18 protein-coding genes and 1 pseudogene are annotated in these 17295 nt (G+C 75.3%); 7 read left to right on the top strand and 12 right to left on the bottom strand.

The window, feature by feature from the left end; all coding sequences use genetic code 11:
- Window positions 1-53: 53 nt before the first annotated feature.
- The gene (locus ACFLFB_RS16525) at window positions 54-389 is read right to left on the bottom strand and encodes an STAS domain-containing protein (protein WP_392543259.1); all 336 of its coding nucleotides are present in this window, start codon (window positions 387-389) and stop codon (window positions 54-56) included.
- Window positions 390-462: 73 nt separating this feature from the next.
- On the opposite strand from ACFLFB_RS16525, the gene ACFLFB_RS16530 reads away from it, so the two are divergent.
- Together ACFLFB_RS16530 and ACFLFB_RS16535 are read left to right on the top strand one after the other, a co-directional pair.
- The gene (locus ACFLFB_RS16530; protein WP_392543260.1) at window positions 463-2748 is read left to right on the top strand and encodes a DEAD/DEAH box helicase; all 2286 of its coding nucleotides are present in this window, start codon (window positions 463-465) and stop codon (window positions 2746-2748) included.
- Between the two features lie 72 nt (window positions 2749-2820).
- Entirely contained in the window at window positions 2821-3315 is a 495-nt protein-coding gene (locus tag ACFLFB_RS16535) for a hypothetical protein (protein ID WP_392543261.1), read from the top strand.
- Between the two features lie 54 nt (window positions 3316-3369).
- On the opposite strand, the pseudogene ACFLFB_RS16540 reads toward ACFLFB_RS16535, so the two are convergent.
- The 9 genes and pseudogenes from ACFLFB_RS16540 to ACFLFB_RS16580 form a co-directional block, all read right to left on the bottom strand.
- Window positions 3370-3714 (bottom strand): annotated as a pseudogene (locus ACFLFB_RS16540) (Rv3654c family TadE-like protein); the annotation flags it as partial.
- Entirely contained in the window at window positions 3711-4082 is a 372-nt protein-coding gene (locus tag ACFLFB_RS16545) for a TadE family type IV pilus minor pilin (RefSeq protein WP_392543262.1), read from the bottom strand. The gene ACFLFB_RS16545 and the pseudogene ACFLFB_RS16540, both read right to left, overlap by 4 nt.
- Window positions 4083-4210: 128 nt before the next feature.
- Entirely contained in the window at window positions 4211-4402 is a 192-nt protein-coding gene (locus tag ACFLFB_RS16550) for a DUF4244 domain-containing protein (protein WP_392543263.1), read from the bottom strand.
- Between the two features lie 162 nt (window positions 4403-4564).
- Window positions 4565-5107: a type II secretion system F family protein gene (locus tag ACFLFB_RS16555; protein WP_392543264.1), complete on the bottom strand. Its 543-nt coding sequence runs from the start codon at window positions 5105-5107 to the stop codon at window positions 4565-4567.
- A gap of 55 nt (window positions 5108-5162) precedes the next feature.
- Window positions 5163-5879 (bottom strand): hypothetical protein, encoded by a 717-nt coding sequence (locus ACFLFB_RS16560; protein WP_392543265.1) that lies wholly within the window; start codon window positions 5877-5879, stop codon window positions 5163-5165.
- Window positions 5873-7060, bottom strand: a complete 1188-nt coding sequence (locus ACFLFB_RS16565) for a TadA family conjugal transfer-associated ATPase (protein WP_392543266.1) — start codon at window positions 7058-7060, stop codon at window positions 5873-5875. The genes ACFLFB_RS16560 and ACFLFB_RS16565 overlap by 7 nt, the downstream gene beginning before the upstream one ends.
- A gap of 11 nt (window positions 7061-7071) precedes the next feature.
- The gene (locus ACFLFB_RS16570; RefSeq protein WP_392543267.1) at window positions 7072-7806 is read right to left on the bottom strand and encodes a pilus assembly protein FlpE; all 735 of its coding nucleotides are present in this window, start codon (window positions 7804-7806) and stop codon (window positions 7072-7074) included.
- A 707-nt stretch (window positions 7807-8513) separates the two neighbouring features.
- Complete coding sequence (locus tag ACFLFB_RS16575; protein WP_392543268.1) at window positions 8514-9392, bottom strand: hypothetical protein; 879 nt, start codon at window positions 9390-9392, stop codon at window positions 8514-8516.
- A gap of 10 nt (window positions 9393-9402) precedes the next feature.
- Complete coding sequence (locus tag ACFLFB_RS16580; RefSeq protein ID WP_392543269.1) at window positions 9403-10317, bottom strand: thioesterase family protein; 915 nt, start codon at window positions 10315-10317, stop codon at window positions 9403-9405.
- A gap of 56 nt (window positions 10318-10373) precedes the next feature.
- On the opposite strand from ACFLFB_RS16580, the gene ACFLFB_RS16585 reads away from it, so the two are divergent.
- The 4 genes from ACFLFB_RS16585 to ACFLFB_RS16600 are packed head-to-tail and all read left to right on the top strand — an operon-like array spanning window position 10374 to window position 14288.
- A complete protein-coding gene (locus tag ACFLFB_RS16585) occupies window positions 10374-11570 on the top strand; it encodes a sensor histidine kinase (protein ID WP_392543270.1) in 1197 nt (398 codons plus the stop codon).
- A 23-nt stretch (window positions 11571-11593) separates the two neighbouring features.
- Window positions 11594-12373 (top strand): LytR/AlgR family response regulator transcription factor, encoded by a 780-nt coding sequence (locus ACFLFB_RS16590; protein ID WP_392543271.1) that lies wholly within the window; start codon window positions 11594-11596, stop codon window positions 12371-12373.
- A 2-nt stretch (window positions 12374-12375) separates the two neighbouring features.
- Entirely contained in the window at window positions 12376-12759 is a 384-nt protein-coding gene (locus ACFLFB_RS16595; protein WP_392543272.1) for a hypothetical protein, read from the top strand.
- Window positions 12756-14288, top strand: coding sequence for a cation acetate symporter (locus ACFLFB_RS16600; protein WP_392543273.1), 1533 nt, complete (start codon window positions 12756-12758; stop codon window positions 14286-14288). Before ACFLFB_RS16595 ends, ACFLFB_RS16600 begins: the two co-directional genes overlap by 4 nt.
- 139 nt (window positions 14289-14427) lie before the next feature.
- Here ACFLFB_RS16600 and ACFLFB_RS16605 read toward each other — a convergent pair whose 3' ends face one another.
- The gene (locus ACFLFB_RS16605) at window positions 14428-15621 is read right to left on the bottom strand and encodes a glycine C-acetyltransferase (RefSeq protein WP_392543274.1); all 1194 of its coding nucleotides are present in this window, start codon (window positions 15619-15621) and stop codon (window positions 14428-14430) included.
- Between the two features lie 62 nt (window positions 15622-15683).
- Window positions 15684-16724: an L-threonine 3-dehydrogenase gene (gene tdh / locus ACFLFB_RS16610; protein WP_392543275.1), complete on the bottom strand. Its 1041-nt coding sequence runs from the start codon at window positions 16722-16724 to the stop codon at window positions 15684-15686.
- A gap of 232 nt (window positions 16725-16956) precedes the next feature.
- On the opposite strand from tdh, the gene ACFLFB_RS16615 reads away from it, so the two are divergent.
- Window positions 16957-17295, top strand: a complete 339-nt coding sequence (locus ACFLFB_RS16615; protein WP_392543276.1) for a DUF485 domain-containing protein — start codon at window positions 16957-16959, stop codon at window positions 17293-17295.

Below are 17295 nucleotides of genomic sequence, written 5' to 3' on the forward strand. Positions count from 1 at the left end.
TGGCTCGTCGGTCCGCGGGGAGCGGGCCGGGACGGGGTGTCGGGGCGCCGCGCTCAGGCGGCGAGCGCCTCGTCGAGCGAGGCGTGGATGCCGAACACCTTGTCGAGCCCGGTGATCCGGAAGACGCGCAGGATGCGCTCGTTGGAGCACACGAGGCGCAGCCACCCGGACTGGTTGCGGACCAGCTTGAGCCGGCCGACGAGGACCCCGAGCCCTGTGGAGTCCAGGAAGGTGACGTCGTCGAGGTCGACGACGAGCTGGACGTGGTCGGCCGCCACCTCCTCATCGAGGGCCGCCCGCAGCTGGGCGGCGGTGTAGACGTCGACCTCGCCGGCGACGGTCACGACGGTGACCTCTCCCTGGCGAGACGTGGTGACGGACAGCTCCACGCGTGGATCCTCTCGAACACTGCAGGTCAAACGTCCCCGCGGCGTGTCAGGGACGAGGATTACCGTAACCGTCGTGACCACTCCTGCCCAGCACCTTGCGGTGCTGACATCTCAGGGACGGTCCGAAAGGCTCCTCCACGTCGAGCGCGTCCCGGCCCGCGAGGCCCGTCTGGCCCAGTGGCCGGAGGGCGTGGCACCGGCCGTCCTGGCCGCGCTGCTGGGCGGTGGGATCGAGCGTCCGTGGTCGCACCAGCGGGCCGCGATCGACCTCGCCACGGCGGGGCGGCACGTCGTCCTGGCCACCGGCACGGCGTCGGGGAAGAGCCTTGGTTACCTCGTGCCGGTCCTCTCGGCGGCGTCCGAGGGCGCCGAGACCCCGGGGCGACGGGGGGCGACCGCGATCTACCTCGCGCCGACCAAGGCCCTGGCCGCCGACCAGCTGGCCCGCATCGACGCGCTGGCGGTGCCGGGCGTGCGGGCGGCGACCTACGACGGCGACACCCCGCCCGACGAGCGTCGCTGGGTGAGGGACCACGCGAACGTCGTCCTCACCAACCCCGACCTGTTGCACCACTCGCTCCTGCCGGGCCACGAGCGCTGGTCGCGGTTCCTGCGCTCGCTCACCTACGTCGTCGTCGACGAGTGCCACGTGTACCGGGGGGTGTTCGGGTCGCACGTGTCGTCGGTGCTGCGCCGCCTGCGCCGGGTCGCCGCGCGCTACGGCGCCACCCCGACGTTCGTCCTCGCGTCGGCCACGGTGAGCGAGCCGGCGACCCACGCCGGCAACCTCGTCGGGCTGCCGGTGGCGGCACTCACCGAGGACGGCTCGCCGCGCGGCGCGATGACCTTCGCCCTGTGGGAGCCCGCCGCCGACGAGGACGGGCGGCGCCGCTCGGCGACCACCGAGGCGGCCGAGATCCTCGCCCGGCTCGTCGTCGACGGCGTGCAGACCGTGGCCTTCGCGCGCAGCCGGGCAGGGGCCGAGTCGCTGGCGAGCAACGCCCGCCGCCGGGTCGAGTTCGACGACCCCCTCCAGGCCGAGGCGGTGGCGGCGTACCGCGGGGGCTACCTCCCCCAGGACCGGCGCGAGCTGGAGGGGCGGCTGCGCTCGGGCGCCTTGCGCGGGCTCGCGGCGACCAACGCGCTCGAGCTCGGCATCGACGTCAGCGGCCTCGACGCCGTGGTGATGGCCGGGTGGCCGGGGCGGCGAGCGAGCCTCTGGCAGCAGGCCGGGCGCGCCGGCCGGTCCGGAGAGGAGTCGCTCGCGGTGCTCGTGGCGGCCGACGACCCGCTCGACACCTACCTCGTGCACCACCCCGAGGCGATCTTCGGCGCCCCGGTGGAGGCCACCGTGATGGATCCGCACAACCCCCACGTCCTCGGTCCCCACCTGGCGGCGGCGGCCGCCGAGCTGCCGCTGGGCGAGGACGACCTGCCGATGTTCGGTCCGGACGCCCGGCGCCTCCTCGACGCCCTCGTCATCAAGGGGATCCTGCGGCGGCGCCCCGCCGGCTGGTTCTGGGCGCGCGACGACCGACCCGCCGACCACATCTCGCTGCGCGGCGTCAACGACGTCGTCGCCGTGATGGAGACCCGCACCGGCCGCGTCATCGGCACCATCGACGAGGCCGCGGCCCACGGCCAGGTCCACACCGGCGCCGTGCACGTGCACCAGGGCGACACCTGGGTGGTGACCGAGCTCGACCTCGAGGCCCGCACGGCTCACACCGTGCGCGGCGACCCCGGCTGGTCGACCCACGCGCAGTCGGTGAGCCGGTTCGACATCCTCGACCGCGAGCGCTCGGAGCGCCGGGCGCGGGTCGAGGTCTGCTTCGGGTCGGTGCGGGTGACGACCCAGGTGACCGGCTTCCTCCGACGGCTGCCCTCGGGTGAGGTGCTGGGCACGCACGCCCTCGACCTCCCCGAGCGGTCGCTCACGACCCGCGCGGTCTGGTGGACCGTGCCCGCCGAGGTGCTGGAGGCGTCGGGGGTGGAGGAGGCCAGGGTCCCCGGCGCACTGCACGCGGCCGAGCACGCGGCCATTGGCATGCTCCCCCTCGTGGCCACCTCCGACCGCTGGGACGTCGGTGGGGTCTCGACCGCGCTGCACCCCGACACCGGCCTGCCGACGGTCATGGTGTTCGACGGCTACCCCGGCGGCGCCGGGTTCGCCGAGCGCGGGTTCACGGCCTTCGAGGCGTGGGTCCGCGCCACCCGCGACGCCGTGCTCGGCTGCGGGTGCGCGACCGGGTGCCCCGCCTGCGTGCAGTCGCCCAAGTGCGGGAACGGCAACGAGCCCCTCGACAAGGTGGGCGCCGTGACGGTCCTCGAGCTGGCCCTTGCGCCGGCCACGACCTGAGGCCCCTGACCTCGACGAACTGCGGTGTTCGAGTGGCGGGCCGGTCCGCGCCGCGCCGGTAGGGTCCGATGCATGGTGCTCCTCGGTCTGATCCTCATCCTCCTCGCGGCCGGTGCCGGTGTCCTGCTGTTCGCGGGGACCGCCCAGATCACCGACACGGTCGACGTCTCGATCCTCGGCGGGACGCTCAGCCTCCCGCCGCTCACCCTCCTCGTCACCGGCATGGTCGTCATCTCGGTCTTCTGGCTCGGCTGGGTGCTGATGCGCGGTGGGCTGCGTCGCGGCAAGCGCAAGCGCGTGGAGGCCAAGGAGGCCGCGGCCACGGCCGAGGCGCGCCGCGTCGAGGAGGAGCGCCGGGTGAAGGAGGAGTTCGCCACCCGTGAGCGCGAGCTCGCGGAGGAGCGTCGCCGCCGCGAGGAGGAGACCACCGCGCTGCGCCAGCAGGTGCAGGCCCAGGGCGGTGGCACGACCGGCGCGACCGACACCACCGGCAGCCGCACCGACGGCCCGCCCCCCGTCGCCCCGAGCGGTTCGACCCCGCCCCCGCCGCCTCCCACCGGCCACTGACCCACCCGAACGGCGCCCCTCGCGACCCGGGTCCGGGACGACCCCGGCGCGCGCCGAGGCGGTCGCCCGGTCGACGCCGAGGTCGGTGACCGGGCCGCGCAGCGCGACCTCGACGCTGACGCGCACCGACCCGTCGGCCTCGACGACACAGCCGCCCAGGCGCGCACCGTTCGCCGTCGCGACGGCCTCGCCCGCCGCGCAGTCCACCGCCCCGCCCTCCACCAGGGGGACGGCAGCCGCCAGCGCCGCGAGGTCGGCCGCCGCGCGGGCCCGGTGGACGTCGCGGACCACTCCCGCGACGAGCAGGGCTCCCGCCAGGACGACGACGAGGGCGCCGGTCGCGCCGACGACCAGGACCGTCCCGCTGCCCCGCTCGGCCACGGGTCGGTGGCCGCTCACGGCGAGCCCCTCGCCCCGTCGGCGGTGACCTCACGCGGGTCGTCGCCGGCCGCGCCGCCGTCGACACCGTCCTCGAGACGGGCGACCGCCACGGCGCGCGGCGGGCCGACCGCCCCGAGCGGCCTCAACAGCGCCGGGACGGGCGCGCTGACCTCGACGCTCACCCGCCCGGACCCGCTCGACACCGAGACGTCGGAGCCGGCGGGGGCCGCCTGCCGCGCCTCGCCGACCGCCACTGCCTCCGGTTCGCCGCGCGCGAGGAGCCGGGCCGCCGTCCGCGCGGCATCGACGCACCGGATGTGCGCGATGCCCAGGTCGACCGCGGCGAGCGCCACCGCCAGGACGAGGACGAGGGCGGGAAGGGCCACCGCCAGCTCGGCGGTGGCCGTCCCAGCCTCTCGGCGTCGACCCGCCGGGCCGAACCACCGGGCCCGGCAGGTCGCACCGATGGAGCGGACTCCCGGCGACATCCGGGCTGCACGGACTCCAGCCGACCTCACGACCCCGTGCCGAGCGCGCTGACGATGACCTGTGACAGCGCCGACCGCACCGGATCGGACCGCACGATCACCAGCAGCAGGGCCGCGAACGCCACCGCGGCGACGGTGCCCACGGCGTACTCGGCCGTCGTCATCCCGGCCTCGCCCAGCACGCGGACCCGACCGGCCAGCCGTCGCACCGTACGCATCGACCTCGTCATCATGGTGAACCCCCTCTCGTGACGCGACGTTCGCGTCGTTCCCTCCACCGTGCTCGACACCGACCGCACGCGACAGGCCCGCCTCGAACCTGTGGACAGCCACCCCACGACAGCCGCCCTGTGGATGACGGACCTGCGCCGGGACGGGCCTCATGCGAGCACCGACCCGACGAGGTGCAGGACGACCGGGGCCACCGTCGTCGCGACGAAGCCCGGGAGGAAGCACAGCCCGAGGGGCAGCACGAGGAGCACCCCGGACCGCTGGACCGCCTCCTCGAGCCGACGCCGCTCCTCCTCGCGCATCCGCGACGCCGCGGCCGCGAGCAGCCCGGCGGGGGCGGCCCCCGCCTCCTGGGCCGCGTGCCACGCGACCGCCGCGGCCGCCCAGCCGTCGCCGACGTGGGTCCACGCCCGGTCGGGAGGCTCGCCCCACCGGTGGGCCGCGGCCACGACGGCCAGCTCGTGCCCCGCCGCGCCGTCGACGACCCTCGCGACCTGCTCCAGGGACTCGACCGCGCCCGCACCGCCGCGCAAGGTCGCGGCCACGAGGGCGAGCGCGGCGGCCGCGTCCTCGACGGTGGACGGCCCGAGGTCGCTCGCCCGTGCCCGGGCCCGCGCCGGGAGCCACGAGCCAGGGCGTCCCGGCAGCACGAGCGCCGACAGCACGACCAGCACCGCCGCGACGGCGGTCATGGGGCGGCCCCCGCGCGGCCGGGGCCTCGCCGGGCCCAGAGACCCAGCACGCCGCTCACGAGGGCCGACCCGTGGTGGCGGCCCGTGCGGCCCGGCGCAGGACGGCGCGAGCCCACAGCCACCCCACCCCGGTGAGGAGCACGCCCACCATCGCCGTGACCCGCGCCGCCGTGGAGGCGTAGAGCCGGTCCGGGCCGAGCCCGACGAGCACCCCACCCACGGGACCGACGAGCGGCAGGGCCGTGAGCAGCATCATCGACGTGCGCGGCCCGGCGACGGCGACCTCGGCCCGACCGCGGGACACGTGCCGCTCCCGGACGGCGTCGGCCGCAGCGGCGGTGACCACGGCAGCGGGCGCGCCCGCGTCCTCCGCCAGCCGCCAGGCCGCGGCGAGGAGACCGAGGTCGTGCCGGACGGCAGCGGGGCACGGACCGGGTGGGTCGAGGCACGAGGACGCCGACTCCCCGGCCAGCGTTTCCTCGGCCACCCGGTCGGCGAGCCACGGCGCCTGCCGGGCGACCGAGGGCGACCGCGCCGCCGCGACCACGGCCGACGGCAGGTCGAGGCCGGCGTCGAGCCCTACGGCCACGACCTCGCCGAGGTCGGCGACCCAGCGGCCGTCGTCGACCGACCGTCGCCGCCGACGCCGGACGAGCCCCCAGAGCGAACCCCCGGGCACGTCGTCGCCCAGCTCGCGCTCATCAGCCGGCCCACGCCCACGTCCGGGCCACGCGAGGGCGGCGAGCACCACGAGCACGGCCGCCGTCAGCACGGGTCGCCCTCCCCGAGGCTCGGGGCCAGGGCCACCAGCCGTGACCAGCCCGGCCCGCGGTCCTCGCCCCCAGGGCCCAGCGACAGCGCGACCTCGACCCGCACGAGGCCGGTCTCGGTGGGGTCCGGCACCACCACGCCCACCGACTCGACCCGTCGCACCCCGGACCGACGACCCACGTGCACGACCGCGTGCAGCGCCTGACGCAGCTGGGCGTGGGTGGCCCGCCGCGGCATCCCGGCCAGCGCGGCCAGGGCCTCGATCCGCGCGGGCACCTCGTCGGGCCCGTTGGCGTGCAGCGTGCTCATGCCGCCCTCGTGGCCGGTGTTGAGGGCGGCCAGCAGCTCACGGACCTCGGCGCCGCGCACCTCCCCCACGACGAGCCGGTCGGGGCGCATCCGCAGCGACTGGCGCACGAGGTCGACGAGGGTCACCGAGCCGCGGCCCTCGACGTTGGCCGAGCGTCCCTGCAGGCGCACGACGTGCGGGTGGTCGGGGGCGAGCTCGCGCACGTCCTCCACCACGACGACGCGCTCCGAGGACGGGCACTCGGCGACGAGCGCCGCGAGGACGGTCGTCTTGCCGGCCCCCGTGCCTCCGGAGACGACGAGGGAGCACCGGGCGGCCACGAGCCCGCGCAGCACCCGGGCGAGACCGGGGCCCACGGCGCCCAGCCCCTCGAGACCGTCGACCCCACCGGGTCGGTGCCGGGCGATGCGCAGGCTCAGGTGGGGTCCGGCGTCGGCCAGCGGCGGCAGCACGGCGTGCAGCCGGACCCCGCCGGGCAGGACGCCGTCGACCCACGGCTGCGCGTCGTCGAGGCGGCGGCCCGCCAGCCCGGCCAGCCGCACCGCCAGCGGCCGCAGGTCCGCGACGGGCACCGCCCCCACCTCCTCGACCCCCCGGCCACGGTCCGCCCAGACGACGCCGTCGCCGTTGACGAGCACGTCGGTCACCGTGGGGTCGGCAACCAGGCCCGCCAGCGGCCCGAGCCCCACGAGCCGGTCGGCGAGGGCGGCCTCGGTCGCGGCGAGACGGTCGGCGCCGAGGTGGCCGGCCTCGGACGCGGCCACCTGTCCGATGGCGCCCGCGCTCGGCGGCGCGCCGGCCCGGATCGAGCGCGTGACGACGTCCCCGGACCGCACGGGCACCTCGTGCAGCACGGCCGCCCCCCGTGTCACGACGCCACGTGTCACGACGCCACCGCGATGCCGGGGAGCGCCGCCACCACGGCCTCGGCACAGGCCCGCACGGCGTCGCGCGACACCCCGGGGAAGGCGCCGCGCTCCCCGCCACGCGCCACGGCGGGGTCGTCGCGCACGTGGTGGACGTGCGGGACCCCGAGGTGCGCCACGACGTCGTCGAGGACGTCGGTGGTGGCCCGCCCTCCCCGCGTCACGAGCAGCAGCACCGGATCGGCGCGCGACTCGGGTGCCACCGCGAGGGCCCGCTCCACGCACGCCTCGGCATCGGCCAGGCCACGGGTGCGCAGCGCGGTGACGACGACGAGCACGGGCGCTCGCGCCATCACGTCCGCCAGGAGCGGCCCGCGGACCGGGAGGTCGAGGACGACCGACACCCCACCCGCGAGGAGGGAGTCGACGACCTCGAGGACGACCTCCGGCGCCACCTCGGGGCGGGCGCCACCCAGTCCCGACAGGACGTGGCAGCCGGCCTCTCCCGGGAGCGTGGCGAGGAGGCGCGCCGCGGGCACCCGGCCGCGCACCTCGCGCAGGTCGTCCCACCTCCGACCGGGAAGGTGCTCGACCCCTGCGGTGACCTCGAGCCCGCCACCGGCGAGGTCGAGGTCGGCGACGACGACGGGCGGGCCGGCGCGCGCGAGGCACCGACCGAGGGCGAGGGCCAAGGTGCTGGCGCCGAGGCCGCCGGAGGCTCCCGAGACGGCGAGGAGGGTGGGCTGGGTCATGGCACCGAGCCTGCGGTGCCATGCGGGCCGCGGGCCAGGGGCACTCCCGCCCCTGTGGACGGCGCGGCTCCGCGGACGGGCCTGTGGACGACGCACTCCACCCAGGAGGAGCCACCGAGAGCCACCTGGTCCCGGACGTGGGACGGCCCCGGTCGGGGGGACAACCGGGGCCGTCGGCGAGCCGAGCTCCGGGGGGGAGAAGCCGGTCCGCCGTTCGCTCGACCCCGAAGGGGAGCGAGTGGATTCATCGTGCTCCATCGCGGGCTATCTACGCAAGCCCCGGCCAATACCTGCGCGATTCGTTCTCAGGACCCCCTCAGGTCCACCGAATCCGTAGGTTTTGCGCACGAAGTTTAACGCTTGACCATCACCCTCCCACAGCAAGTCCGCAGGTCGGGAGCCCGGCGTGGCAGGAACGTGCCAGAGGTCGTTTCGGGCACCCGCCACGGCCTCCGCGACCCACCCCGGGGCCACACGACGGCGCCCCAACCCGGGACCGGGTCGGGGCGTCGTCCCGCCGCGGACCTCCCGGGCGACCAGGCGTGCTCCATGCCGTTGTCGCACTGGGTCAAGCCCATCACGATCGGTCCATCAGTGGACTGCCCGCGCGTGGGTACCCGTTCGTGCCGCGGTAGTGCTGGGGCGTCGGCCCGAGGGCCTTCGCTCCTCCTGTTGTACTCCCGCCGGGGGCCGGCGGCAACCGCTGGCTACGAGAGGCGTCCGGCGAGCACGGCGTCGGCGACGCGCGTCCCCTCGGCAGCGGCGGCACGGACTGCGGTGCAGCAGTGGGAGATCCACAGCCCGACGCCGGCCACGTCCCCCCGACCGTAGGCCGCCAGGGCCCCGAGGTAGGCGGCCCCGCCCTGGGCCCCGTGCCCGTGCTCGGTGACGGCGACCCCCGTGGGGTCGAGGCCACCGACCCGAACCAGCGCCCGGTCCAGCGCCCGGGCCACCACCGCGTTGCCCCTCACGAAGGGCCGCACGGTCGCCAGCTCGGCGTGGACGACCGCGGCGGCGACCACCACGGGCAGCCGGGGCGTCGCGAGGAGGACGTCGGCCACCGCACGCAGCCGCGCCGCGACCTCCGGCCCGTCCGGGGCCGGCCCCAGGTCCGCGAGCTCGAGGCAGGGCTCCCCCGGATGCCGCGGTCGGCCGAGCGCCGAGTCGTCGACGAGACCGGCCGCCGCTGCCGTGTGCAGCCGGGCGAGCGCCTGCAGGGGGGCGGTGAGGAGGATCCCGGCCACGTGCTCGGTCTCGGCCGTGGCGGCGAGGACGCCGCGCATCGTCACCTCCACGGGATCGGGCTGCGGCGACCACGTGGACGCCCCGCGAGCGATGTCGCGGACGACGTCCACGGGCACCGACGCGCCCTCGAGCTCGCCACTCGCCCGGGCCCCACGCACCCGGGACTCCGCGGCGGCCTCGGGGATCCGCTTGCGCAGCGCCTGGTGCCAGCGCAGCGCGGTGCACGCCTCACGGGCGACCTCCACCTGCTCGGGCACGCCGGGCAGCTCGGCGAGGCGCGAGACCCCGTCGACGGCGGGGCTCGCCCCGCTCCTGGGCCGGGGTGCTCCGGGTCCGTTCACGGCCGCGAGCCTAGCCAGCGCCCCCGGCGCCGTCGGACGCGGTCGGGGCCGCACCCGCATCCGCCCCCTCCTGCGGGAAGCGCACCGACGCCAGCTGCCGCGAGCGCGCGACGAGCCGGTCGGCGGAGTCCCACACGCACGCGTCCTCCACGACGAGGTCACCGACGACCGTGTCGGTGCTCAGCTCGACCCGCAGCCACCCCGGCGCCGGCGTCCCGAGCACCTGGCCGGTCAGCTCCATCGTGGGCGCCCACCCGAGGACGCCGAGGTCGAACGTCACGGGCATGAGGGCGTCGACCGCGTACGGGAGCATCGCGACGTCCGGCTCGCGGCCGTCGGCCATCCGCAGCCAGGCCCGGATGACGCCGCGCCGGCTCGGGCGCCCGACCGCGAACCCCGCCGTGGCCGGGTCGACCCGCACGTCGAGCCGGTCGAGCATGACGATCCCCGAGGCCGCGGGCGAGGCGTCGCGGCGGGCCGGTGGGCACTGCTCGGGCGGCGGCATCGACGGCGGCGAGGGCGAGCGGCGCACCGGCTCGGCCCGGTCGAGGTCGCCGAACGTCCCGACCAGCCGTACCCGTTCCGCGGGGCCGTCCGGCCCCGCCTGCACGACCGCCACCGACACCGTCGACACCGTGCGCCCCAGCCGCAGCGGCTCGACCCGCACCTCGACGTCCCCCACGACGGCTGCGGACAGGAAGTGCGCTCCCCACGTCAGCGGCGCCGTGTGCCCGGCCGAGCCGAGGACCTCGGCACCCGCCCGTGCGGCCAGCGCCATGAGGACGCCGCCGTTCACCGCGCGCCCGATGACCCACCCCTCGCCCAGGTGCCCGCGGGCCACCTCGACCTCGCCGACGACCGCACCGGGCGCAGCACCGCCGCCCCCGTCCCACGTCAGCGCCAGGGCGTCGTCGAGCTCGGCCACGGCCGGCCTCCTCATCGTCTCGGGTCAGGGTCCTGCCCCGACCCTAGGGTGACCCCATGACGGGAAGCATCCACTGGCCGACGGCGGTCGTCGTCGCCGGGACGATGCTCCTGCTCTGGCTCGCCGTCGTCCTGCTGCGCCGCAGCCGCCGCCGTGGCTTCCTCTCCGCCGTCGACCGCGCCACCTACGCCACGCTGCACACCGCCTCGCTCGCCAGCCAGCACCTCGGTGAGGGACTGACCCCGGAGGCGGCCGAACGCGCCGGACGGCACCTGCTCTCGATCCTCGGAGCCCGCGCGGTCTCGATCTCCGACCCCGGCAGCGTCCTGTCGTGGACCGGTGTGGGAGAGCACCACCGGAGCACCGCCCTCGCGCTCGGCGAGCAGACCCGGGCCACCGGACGCACGGTCGTCAACAGCAGCGACGACGTCACGTGCAGCGAGCCCGACTGCCCCCTGCGCAGCACGGTCACCGCACCCCTGGTCATGGACGACCTCGTCGTCGGCACGCTCACCGCCTGGACCGAGCAGCCCTCACCCGGCCTCGCCCGCGCGACCGAGGAGGTCGCGGCCTGGGTCTCCAGCCAGCTCGCCCTCGCCGAGCTCGCCCGCACCCGCACCCGCGTGATGGAGGCCGAGCTGCGGGCCCTGCGCGCCCAGATCAGCCCCCACTTCATCTACAACTCGCTCGCCGCGATCGCCTCCTTCGTGCGCACCGACCCCGACCGGGCGCGCGAGCTCCTCATCGACTTCGCCGACTTCACCCGGTACGCCCTGCGCAGCGGCGGGCCCTTCACGACGCTCGCCGAGGAGCTGCGCAACGTCGAGCGCTACCTCGTGCTCGAGCAGGCCCGCTTCGGCGACCGCCTCCAGATCTCGCTCCTCATCGCCCCCGAGGTGCTGCCCGTGACCCTTCCCTACCTCGCGGTGCAACCGTTGGTGGAGAACGCGGTCCGCCACGGCCTGGCGGCCAAGGAGGGCGTGGGCCACCTGACGATCACCGCCAGCGACCGCGGCTCCGACGCCGAGATCAGCATCGAGGACGACGGCGTCGGCACCGACCCCGAGCGGGTGCGCCACATCCTCGACGGCGCCCACGCCAGCGACTCCGTGGGCCTGGGCAACGTCGACGCCCGGCTGCGCCAGGTCTACGGCGACGACTTCGGGCTCGTCGTCGAGACCGCGCCCGGCGCCGGGACGCGGGTGTCGTTCCGCGTGCCCAAGTTCGCCCCGGGCATCCACGCCGGGTCCTGACGCCGGGTCGTAGGCTGCCCTGCATGTCCGCCACCGCCGTGGGACTCACCGCGCTCGTCGTCGACGACGAGCTGCCGGCCCTGTCCGACCTGGACTACCTCCTGGGCCGCGACGAGCGGATCCGCGAGGTCATCACCGCGTCCTCGGGCACCGAGGCGCTCCAGGTGCTCGACTCCCGCGATGTCGACGTCGTCTTCAGCGACATCTCGATGCCGGGGCTCGACGGCATGGCCCTCGCCCGCGTCATCGCCCGCTTCACGGTGCGCCCGCAGATCGTCTTCGTCACGGCGCACGACGAGCACGCGGTCGACGCCTTCGCCCTCGCGGCCACCGACTACGTGATGAAGCCGGTGCGGGCCGAGCGGCTCGGCGAGGCCATCCGCCGCGTCGTCGCCGCCCGCGACGAACGCGGCTCCGGCACAACGGAACCCGCGCCACCTTCCATCGAGGACGAGACCATCCCCGTCGAGCTCGGTGGCGTGACCCGCTTCATCACGCGCACCCAGATCCGGTACGCGCAGGCCCACGGCGACTACGCCCGGCTGCACACCGACACCGGCTCGCACCTCGTCCGGGTCCCGCTGAGCGTCCTCGAGGAGCGGTGGGCCGAGTTCGGGTTCGTCCGCATCCACCGCAGCACGCTCGTCGCCCTCCCCCACGTGTCCGAGGTCCGGATGGACCACGGCCGGTGCTCGGTCCTCGTCGGCGCGGTCGAGCTGCAGGTGAGCCGCCGCCACACCAAGGAGCTGCGCGACACCCTGCTGCGCCGCCCCATCGGCGACCGGCGCCCGAACGGCGGCTGACGGTGTCGACACCCGACGGTCCCCCGCCGGCCCGGGTTCGCGTCACGAGCTCGCGCAAGGGCGCCACCCCGATGCGCTCGCGCCCCGTCTCCCGCGAGCTCGACGAGCAGACCGTCCTCGGTGACGTCTTCCTCGCCGGCCTGATGCGCGCGCAGCTGCGGCTCTCGGTCGCCGTCCTCGCCCTGATGGTCGTGGGCCTGGCCGGGCTGCCCGTCGTCCTCGCCCTCGTCCCGGCCACCCGCACCCTGACCATCGGCTGGCTGCCGTTCCCGTGGCTCGTCCTCGGTGGGCTCGTCTACCCGTGCGCCTGGTTCCTCGCGCGCTGGTACACCCGCCAGGCCGAGCGCATCGAGGCCGACTTCACCGAGGTCGTCGAGCCCTCGTGAACCACCCCCTGTCCCTCGCGGCCGTCGTCCTCGTCTGCCTCACGACCCTCGCCGTGGGGGGCCTCGGGCTGCGCCTCTCGCGCCGCACGAGCGACTTCTACGTCGCCGGGCGCACCGTCTCGCCGCGGCTCAACGCCTCCGCGATCGGTGGCGAGTACCTCTCCGCCGCGAGCTTCCTCGGCGTCGCCGGGCTGATCTACGACCGGGGCATCGACATGCTCTGGCTCCCGGTGGGCTACACCCTCGGCTACCTCGTCCTCCTCGTGATGGTCGCGGCCCCCATGCGCCGCTCCGGCGCCTACACCCTCCCTGACTTCGCCGAGGCACGGCTGGGATCGCGCGCCATCCGCCTGGTGTCGTGCGTGCTCGTCATCGGGATCGGCTGGCTCTACCTCGTCCCGCAGTTCCAGGGCGCGAGCCTCACGCTCACCCTCGTGACCGGCGCCCCCGGATGGGTCGGCGGGCTCGTCGTCATGGTCGTCATCGCCCTCGCGGTGGGCGCGGGCGGGATGCGCTCGATCACCTTCGTGCAGGCCGTGCAGTACTGGATCAAGCTGACGGCGCTGGCGGTGCCGGCGTTCGTCCTGCTCGCGCTGTGGTTCCGCTCGGGCAGCCCTGCGCCCCAGGTGGACGCGACGTGGAGCATTCCGTTGTCCCCCAACGGTCCCGACGACCACCCCGTCTACCGCACCGCCTCCACGGTGCTCGCCCTGTGCCTCGGGACCATGGGCCTGCCGCACGTGCTCGTCCGGTACTACACCAACCCCGACGGCATCGGCGCCCGCCGGACCACCGTCACCGTCATCGCCCTCCTCGGGGTCTTCTACCTGCTCCCCCCGGTGTACGGCGCCCTCGGCCGGGTCGTCTTCCCGGTCCTCCCCGAGGGCGTCGGCGCCGACACCATCGTGCTGCGGCTGCCGGGCACGCTCGTCGACGGCCTCGGCGGTCAGCTGCTCACGGCGATGCTCGCCGGCGGCGCGTTCGCCGCGTTCCTGTCCACGGCGTCCGGCCTCGCCATGTCGGTCACGGGCGTCATCGACCAGGAGCTGCTGCGGCCCCGCCTCTCGCGGTTCGCCGGGGGCGACGTGCCGGGGGTGCGGGGGTTCCGGGTGGCCGCCGTGCTGGCCGTCGCCCTGCCCTACCTGCTCTCCCGGGCCACCGAGCCGCTCGGCCTCGCCACCACCGTGGGGCTCGCCTTCGCCGTGGCCGCGGCGACGTTCGCGCCGCTCATCATGCTCGGCGTGTGGTGGCGGCGGCTGTCGACGAAGGGGGCGATGGCGGGCCTCCTCGTCGGCGCGTCATCGGCCGGGGGCGCGATCGTCACGACGATGGTCGTGGGCGACCTCGGCGGTTGGGCCGGGGCCCTGCTGGCGAACCCCGCGATGTGGGCCACACCCCTGGCCATCGCGACAGCGGTCCTCGTCAGCCTCGCGACGCCCGGCAGCATCCCGCCCGGCACGACCCGCACGATGGTGCGGCTGCACACGCCCGAGCGGGTCGCCCTCGCCCGCTCCCGCATCCACGACTGACCAGCCCCGAACCCGCGGCGAGTGCGGAAACGGTCGTCGGGGCAACCACTTCCGCACTCACCGCCGATCGGGTCCACAGCGAGTGCGGAAACGGTCGTCGGGGCAACCACTTCCGCACTCGCCGCCAACGGGGTGGGGGTCAGCCGACGGCGTCGCGGGCGGCCACGAACGCCGCGACGCAGGACCGCACGTCGTCGTGCGAGTGCGCCGCCGAGAGCTGGACCCGGATGCGCGCCTTGCCCCGCGGCACGACGGGGAAGCTGAACGCGATGACGTACACGCCGTTGCCGAGCATGTGGTCGGCGATGTCGGCCGCCCGTCGCGCGCCGTCGTCACCCGGGAACATCACCGGCGTGATCGGGTGCGAGCCCGGGAGCAGCGAGAAGCCCTCGGCCTCCATCAGCTCGCGGAACAGGGACGCGTTGTCCCGCAGCGTCTCCCGGGCCTCGCTCGAGGACGACACGAGGTCGAGCGCTGCGAGCGAGCCGGCCACCACGGCCGGCGCCACCGAGTTCGAGAACAGGTAGGGGCGCGAGCGCTGCCGCAGCAGCTCGACGACCTCGCGGTGGCTCGCCACGTACCCGCCCGACGCACCCCCGAGCGCCTTGCCCAGCGTCCCGGTGATGATGTCGACGCGGTCCAGCACGCCGAAGAGCTCGGGCGTCCCCCGGCCGCCCTCGCCGACGAAGCCCACGGCGTGGCTGTCGTCGACGAGCACCATCGCCTCGAACTCGTCGGCGAGGTCGCAGATCTCGTCGAGCGGGGCGTACGAGCCGTCCATCGAGAACACGCCGTCGGTGACGACGCAGACGCGCCGCGCCCCGGCCGCCCGCGCCGCCTCGAGCTGGGCCCGCAGGTCGGCCATGTCGGCGTTCTTGTACCGGTACCGCGCCGCCTTCGACAGCCGCACCCCGTCGATGATCGAGGCGTGGTTGAGCTCGTCGGAGACGATCGCGTCCTCGGCGCCGAAGAGCACCTCGAAGACCCCGCCGTTGGCGTCGAAGCACGAGCTGTAGAGGATCGTCGCCTCCTGGTGGAGGAACGACGACAGCCGCGCCTCGAGCTCGGTGTGCTGGGTCTGGGTCCCGCAGATGAAGCGGACCGACGCCATCCCGAAGCCCCACGTGTCGAGCGCGGCCTTGCTGGCCCCGACGACGTCGGGGTGGTCGGCGAACCCGAGGTAGTTGTTGGCGCAGAAGTTCAGCGACTCGCCCCCGGTCGTCGCCACGTGCGAGGACTGCGGCGTCGTCAGCTCGCGCTCGCGCTTGTAGAGACCCGCCTCCTCGATCTCCGCCAGGGTCGCCTTGAGCTCGTCCTTCACCGCGCCGTACACGGGTCCTCCTCGGGGGTCGGGTTTCGTCGGGGTCGCCGACCAGCCAGCCTAGGCCCCGCCGCTCAGCTCCAGTCGAGGACGACCTTGCCGCCGGTGCCCGAGCGGGTCTCGGCGAAGGCCGACTGCCACTCCTCCGCGGGGTACCGCCCGGTGACGACCGACGACACCGCCCGCCGCAGCTCGGGCGACGACGAGAGCATCGCGCCCATGAGGTACCAGGTCTCGAACATCTCCCGGCCGTAGATGCCCCGCAGCGTGATCATGTGCGTGATGACGCGGCCCCAGTCGATGGCGTAGCGGTCCTTGGGCAGGCCGAGGAGGGCCACCCGTCCGCCGTGGTTCATGTTGGCGAGGAGGTCCTCGACCGCCGCGGGGGACCCGGACATCTCCAGCGCGATGTCGAAGCCCTCGACCATCCCCAGCTCCTGCTGGGCGGCGCGCAGGGAGCCGCCGGAGCCGACGTTGACGACGAGGTCGGCCCCCGCTGCCTTCGCCAGCGCGAGCCGCTCGTCGCTCATGTCGGTGACCGCGATGCGCCGCGCCCCCGCGTGCCGCACGATCGCCGTCGCCATGACGCCGATCGGGCCGGCCCCGGTGACGACGACGTCCTCGCCCACGACCGGCCACTGCAGGGCCGTGTGGGTGGCGTTGCCGAGGGGGTCGAAGAGGGCGCCGAGGTCGGGGTCGAGGTCGGCGGGCTGAACCCACGCGTTGGTCGCGGGGATGACGACGTAGTCGGCGAACGCGCCGTCGCGGTTCACGCCGACGCCGACGGTGTTGATGCACAGGTGCCGTCGTCCGGCGCGGCAGTTGCGACAGGTCCCGCACACGAGGTGCCCCTCGCCGGAGACCCGGTCGCCGACCGCGACGTGGTCGACGTCCGCCCCGACCTCGACGACCTCGCCGAAGAACTCGTGGCCCAGCGTCATCGGCACGTTCACCGTGGCGGCGGCCCACTCGTCCCACTGCTCGAGGTGGAGGTCGGTGCCGCACAGGCCCGCCCGCAGCACCCTGATCTTGACGTCCTTGTCGCCGCACTCGGGCTCGGGGACGTCGACGAGCTCGAGACCTGGACCGGGCTGGACCTTCCGCAGTGCACGCACGGCCCCATCATGCCGGTCGCCCACCGGTCGAGGTCAGGGGGCGACCCGCGCGCCCGTGACCTGCCGTTCGTCGTGCCACGCCCACCGTTCAGCGCACGTGCACCCGCCGCACGGCGAGCGCCCGACCCGCCCGGCGAGGGCCGCGCGCCGGGGCGTTCCCACCCCCCTCACCGCCCACCACTGTGGGCTGCGACCCGGGCCGCACGGTCCCGGACCGACCCTGGAGGTGACCGTGAGCAACGACGCTCGCACGCGGACCGAGGACTCCTACCTCGCCCTGCAGTCCACTTCGGAGTTCCAGGAGCTGCGCCGCAAGTTCCGCGGGTTCGTCTTCCCGACGACCGCGTTCTTCCTCGCCTGGTACTTCCTCTACGTCCTGCTCTCGATGTTCGCGCCGGGGTTCATGGGGACCCGCGTGTTCGGGACCATCACCGTCGGCCTGCTCTTCGGGCTCGGCCAGTTCGTCACGACGTTCGCCATCACGTTCCTCTACGCGCGGTGGGCGAACCGCGAGTTCGACCCGCTGGCCGACCGGCTCGGTGCCCAGCTCGACGCGCAGAAGGAGCACTGA

It is taken from the genome of Oryzobacter telluris, assembly GCF_043099285.1.
GTDB classification, from domain to species: Bacteria; Actinomycetota; Actinomycetes; order Actinomycetales; family Dermatophilaceae; genus Oryzobacter; species Oryzobacter telluris.

What these genes read in the sequence shown, in the direction of transcription:
- ACFLFB_RS16550 (WP_392543263.1), bottom strand. Translation starts at nt 4,402, where the DNA reads ATGCGTACGGTGCGACGGCTGGCCGGTCGGGTCCGCGTGCTGGGCGAG.
- ACFLFB_RS16570 (WP_392543267.1), bottom strand. Translation starts at nt 7,806, where the DNA reads ATGACCCAGCCCACCCTCCTCGCCGTCTCGGGAGCCTCCGGCGGCCTC.
- ACFLFB_RS16555 (WP_392543264.1), bottom strand. Translation starts at nt 5,107, where the DNA reads ATGACCGCCGTCGCGGCGGTGCTGGTCGTGCTGTCGGCGCTCGTGCTG.
- ACFLFB_RS16535 (WP_392543261.1), top strand. Translation starts at nt 2,821, where the DNA reads ATGGTGCTCCTCGGTCTGATCCTCATCCTCCTCGCGGCCGGTGCCGGT.
- ACFLFB_RS16590 (WP_392543271.1), top strand. Translation starts at nt 11,594, where the DNA reads ATGTCCGCCACCGCCGTGGGACTCACCGCGCTCGTCGTCGACGACGAG.
- ACFLFB_RS16585 (WP_392543270.1), top strand. Translation starts at nt 10,374, where the DNA reads ATGACGGGAAGCATCCACTGGCCGACGGCGGTCGTCGTCGCCGGGACG.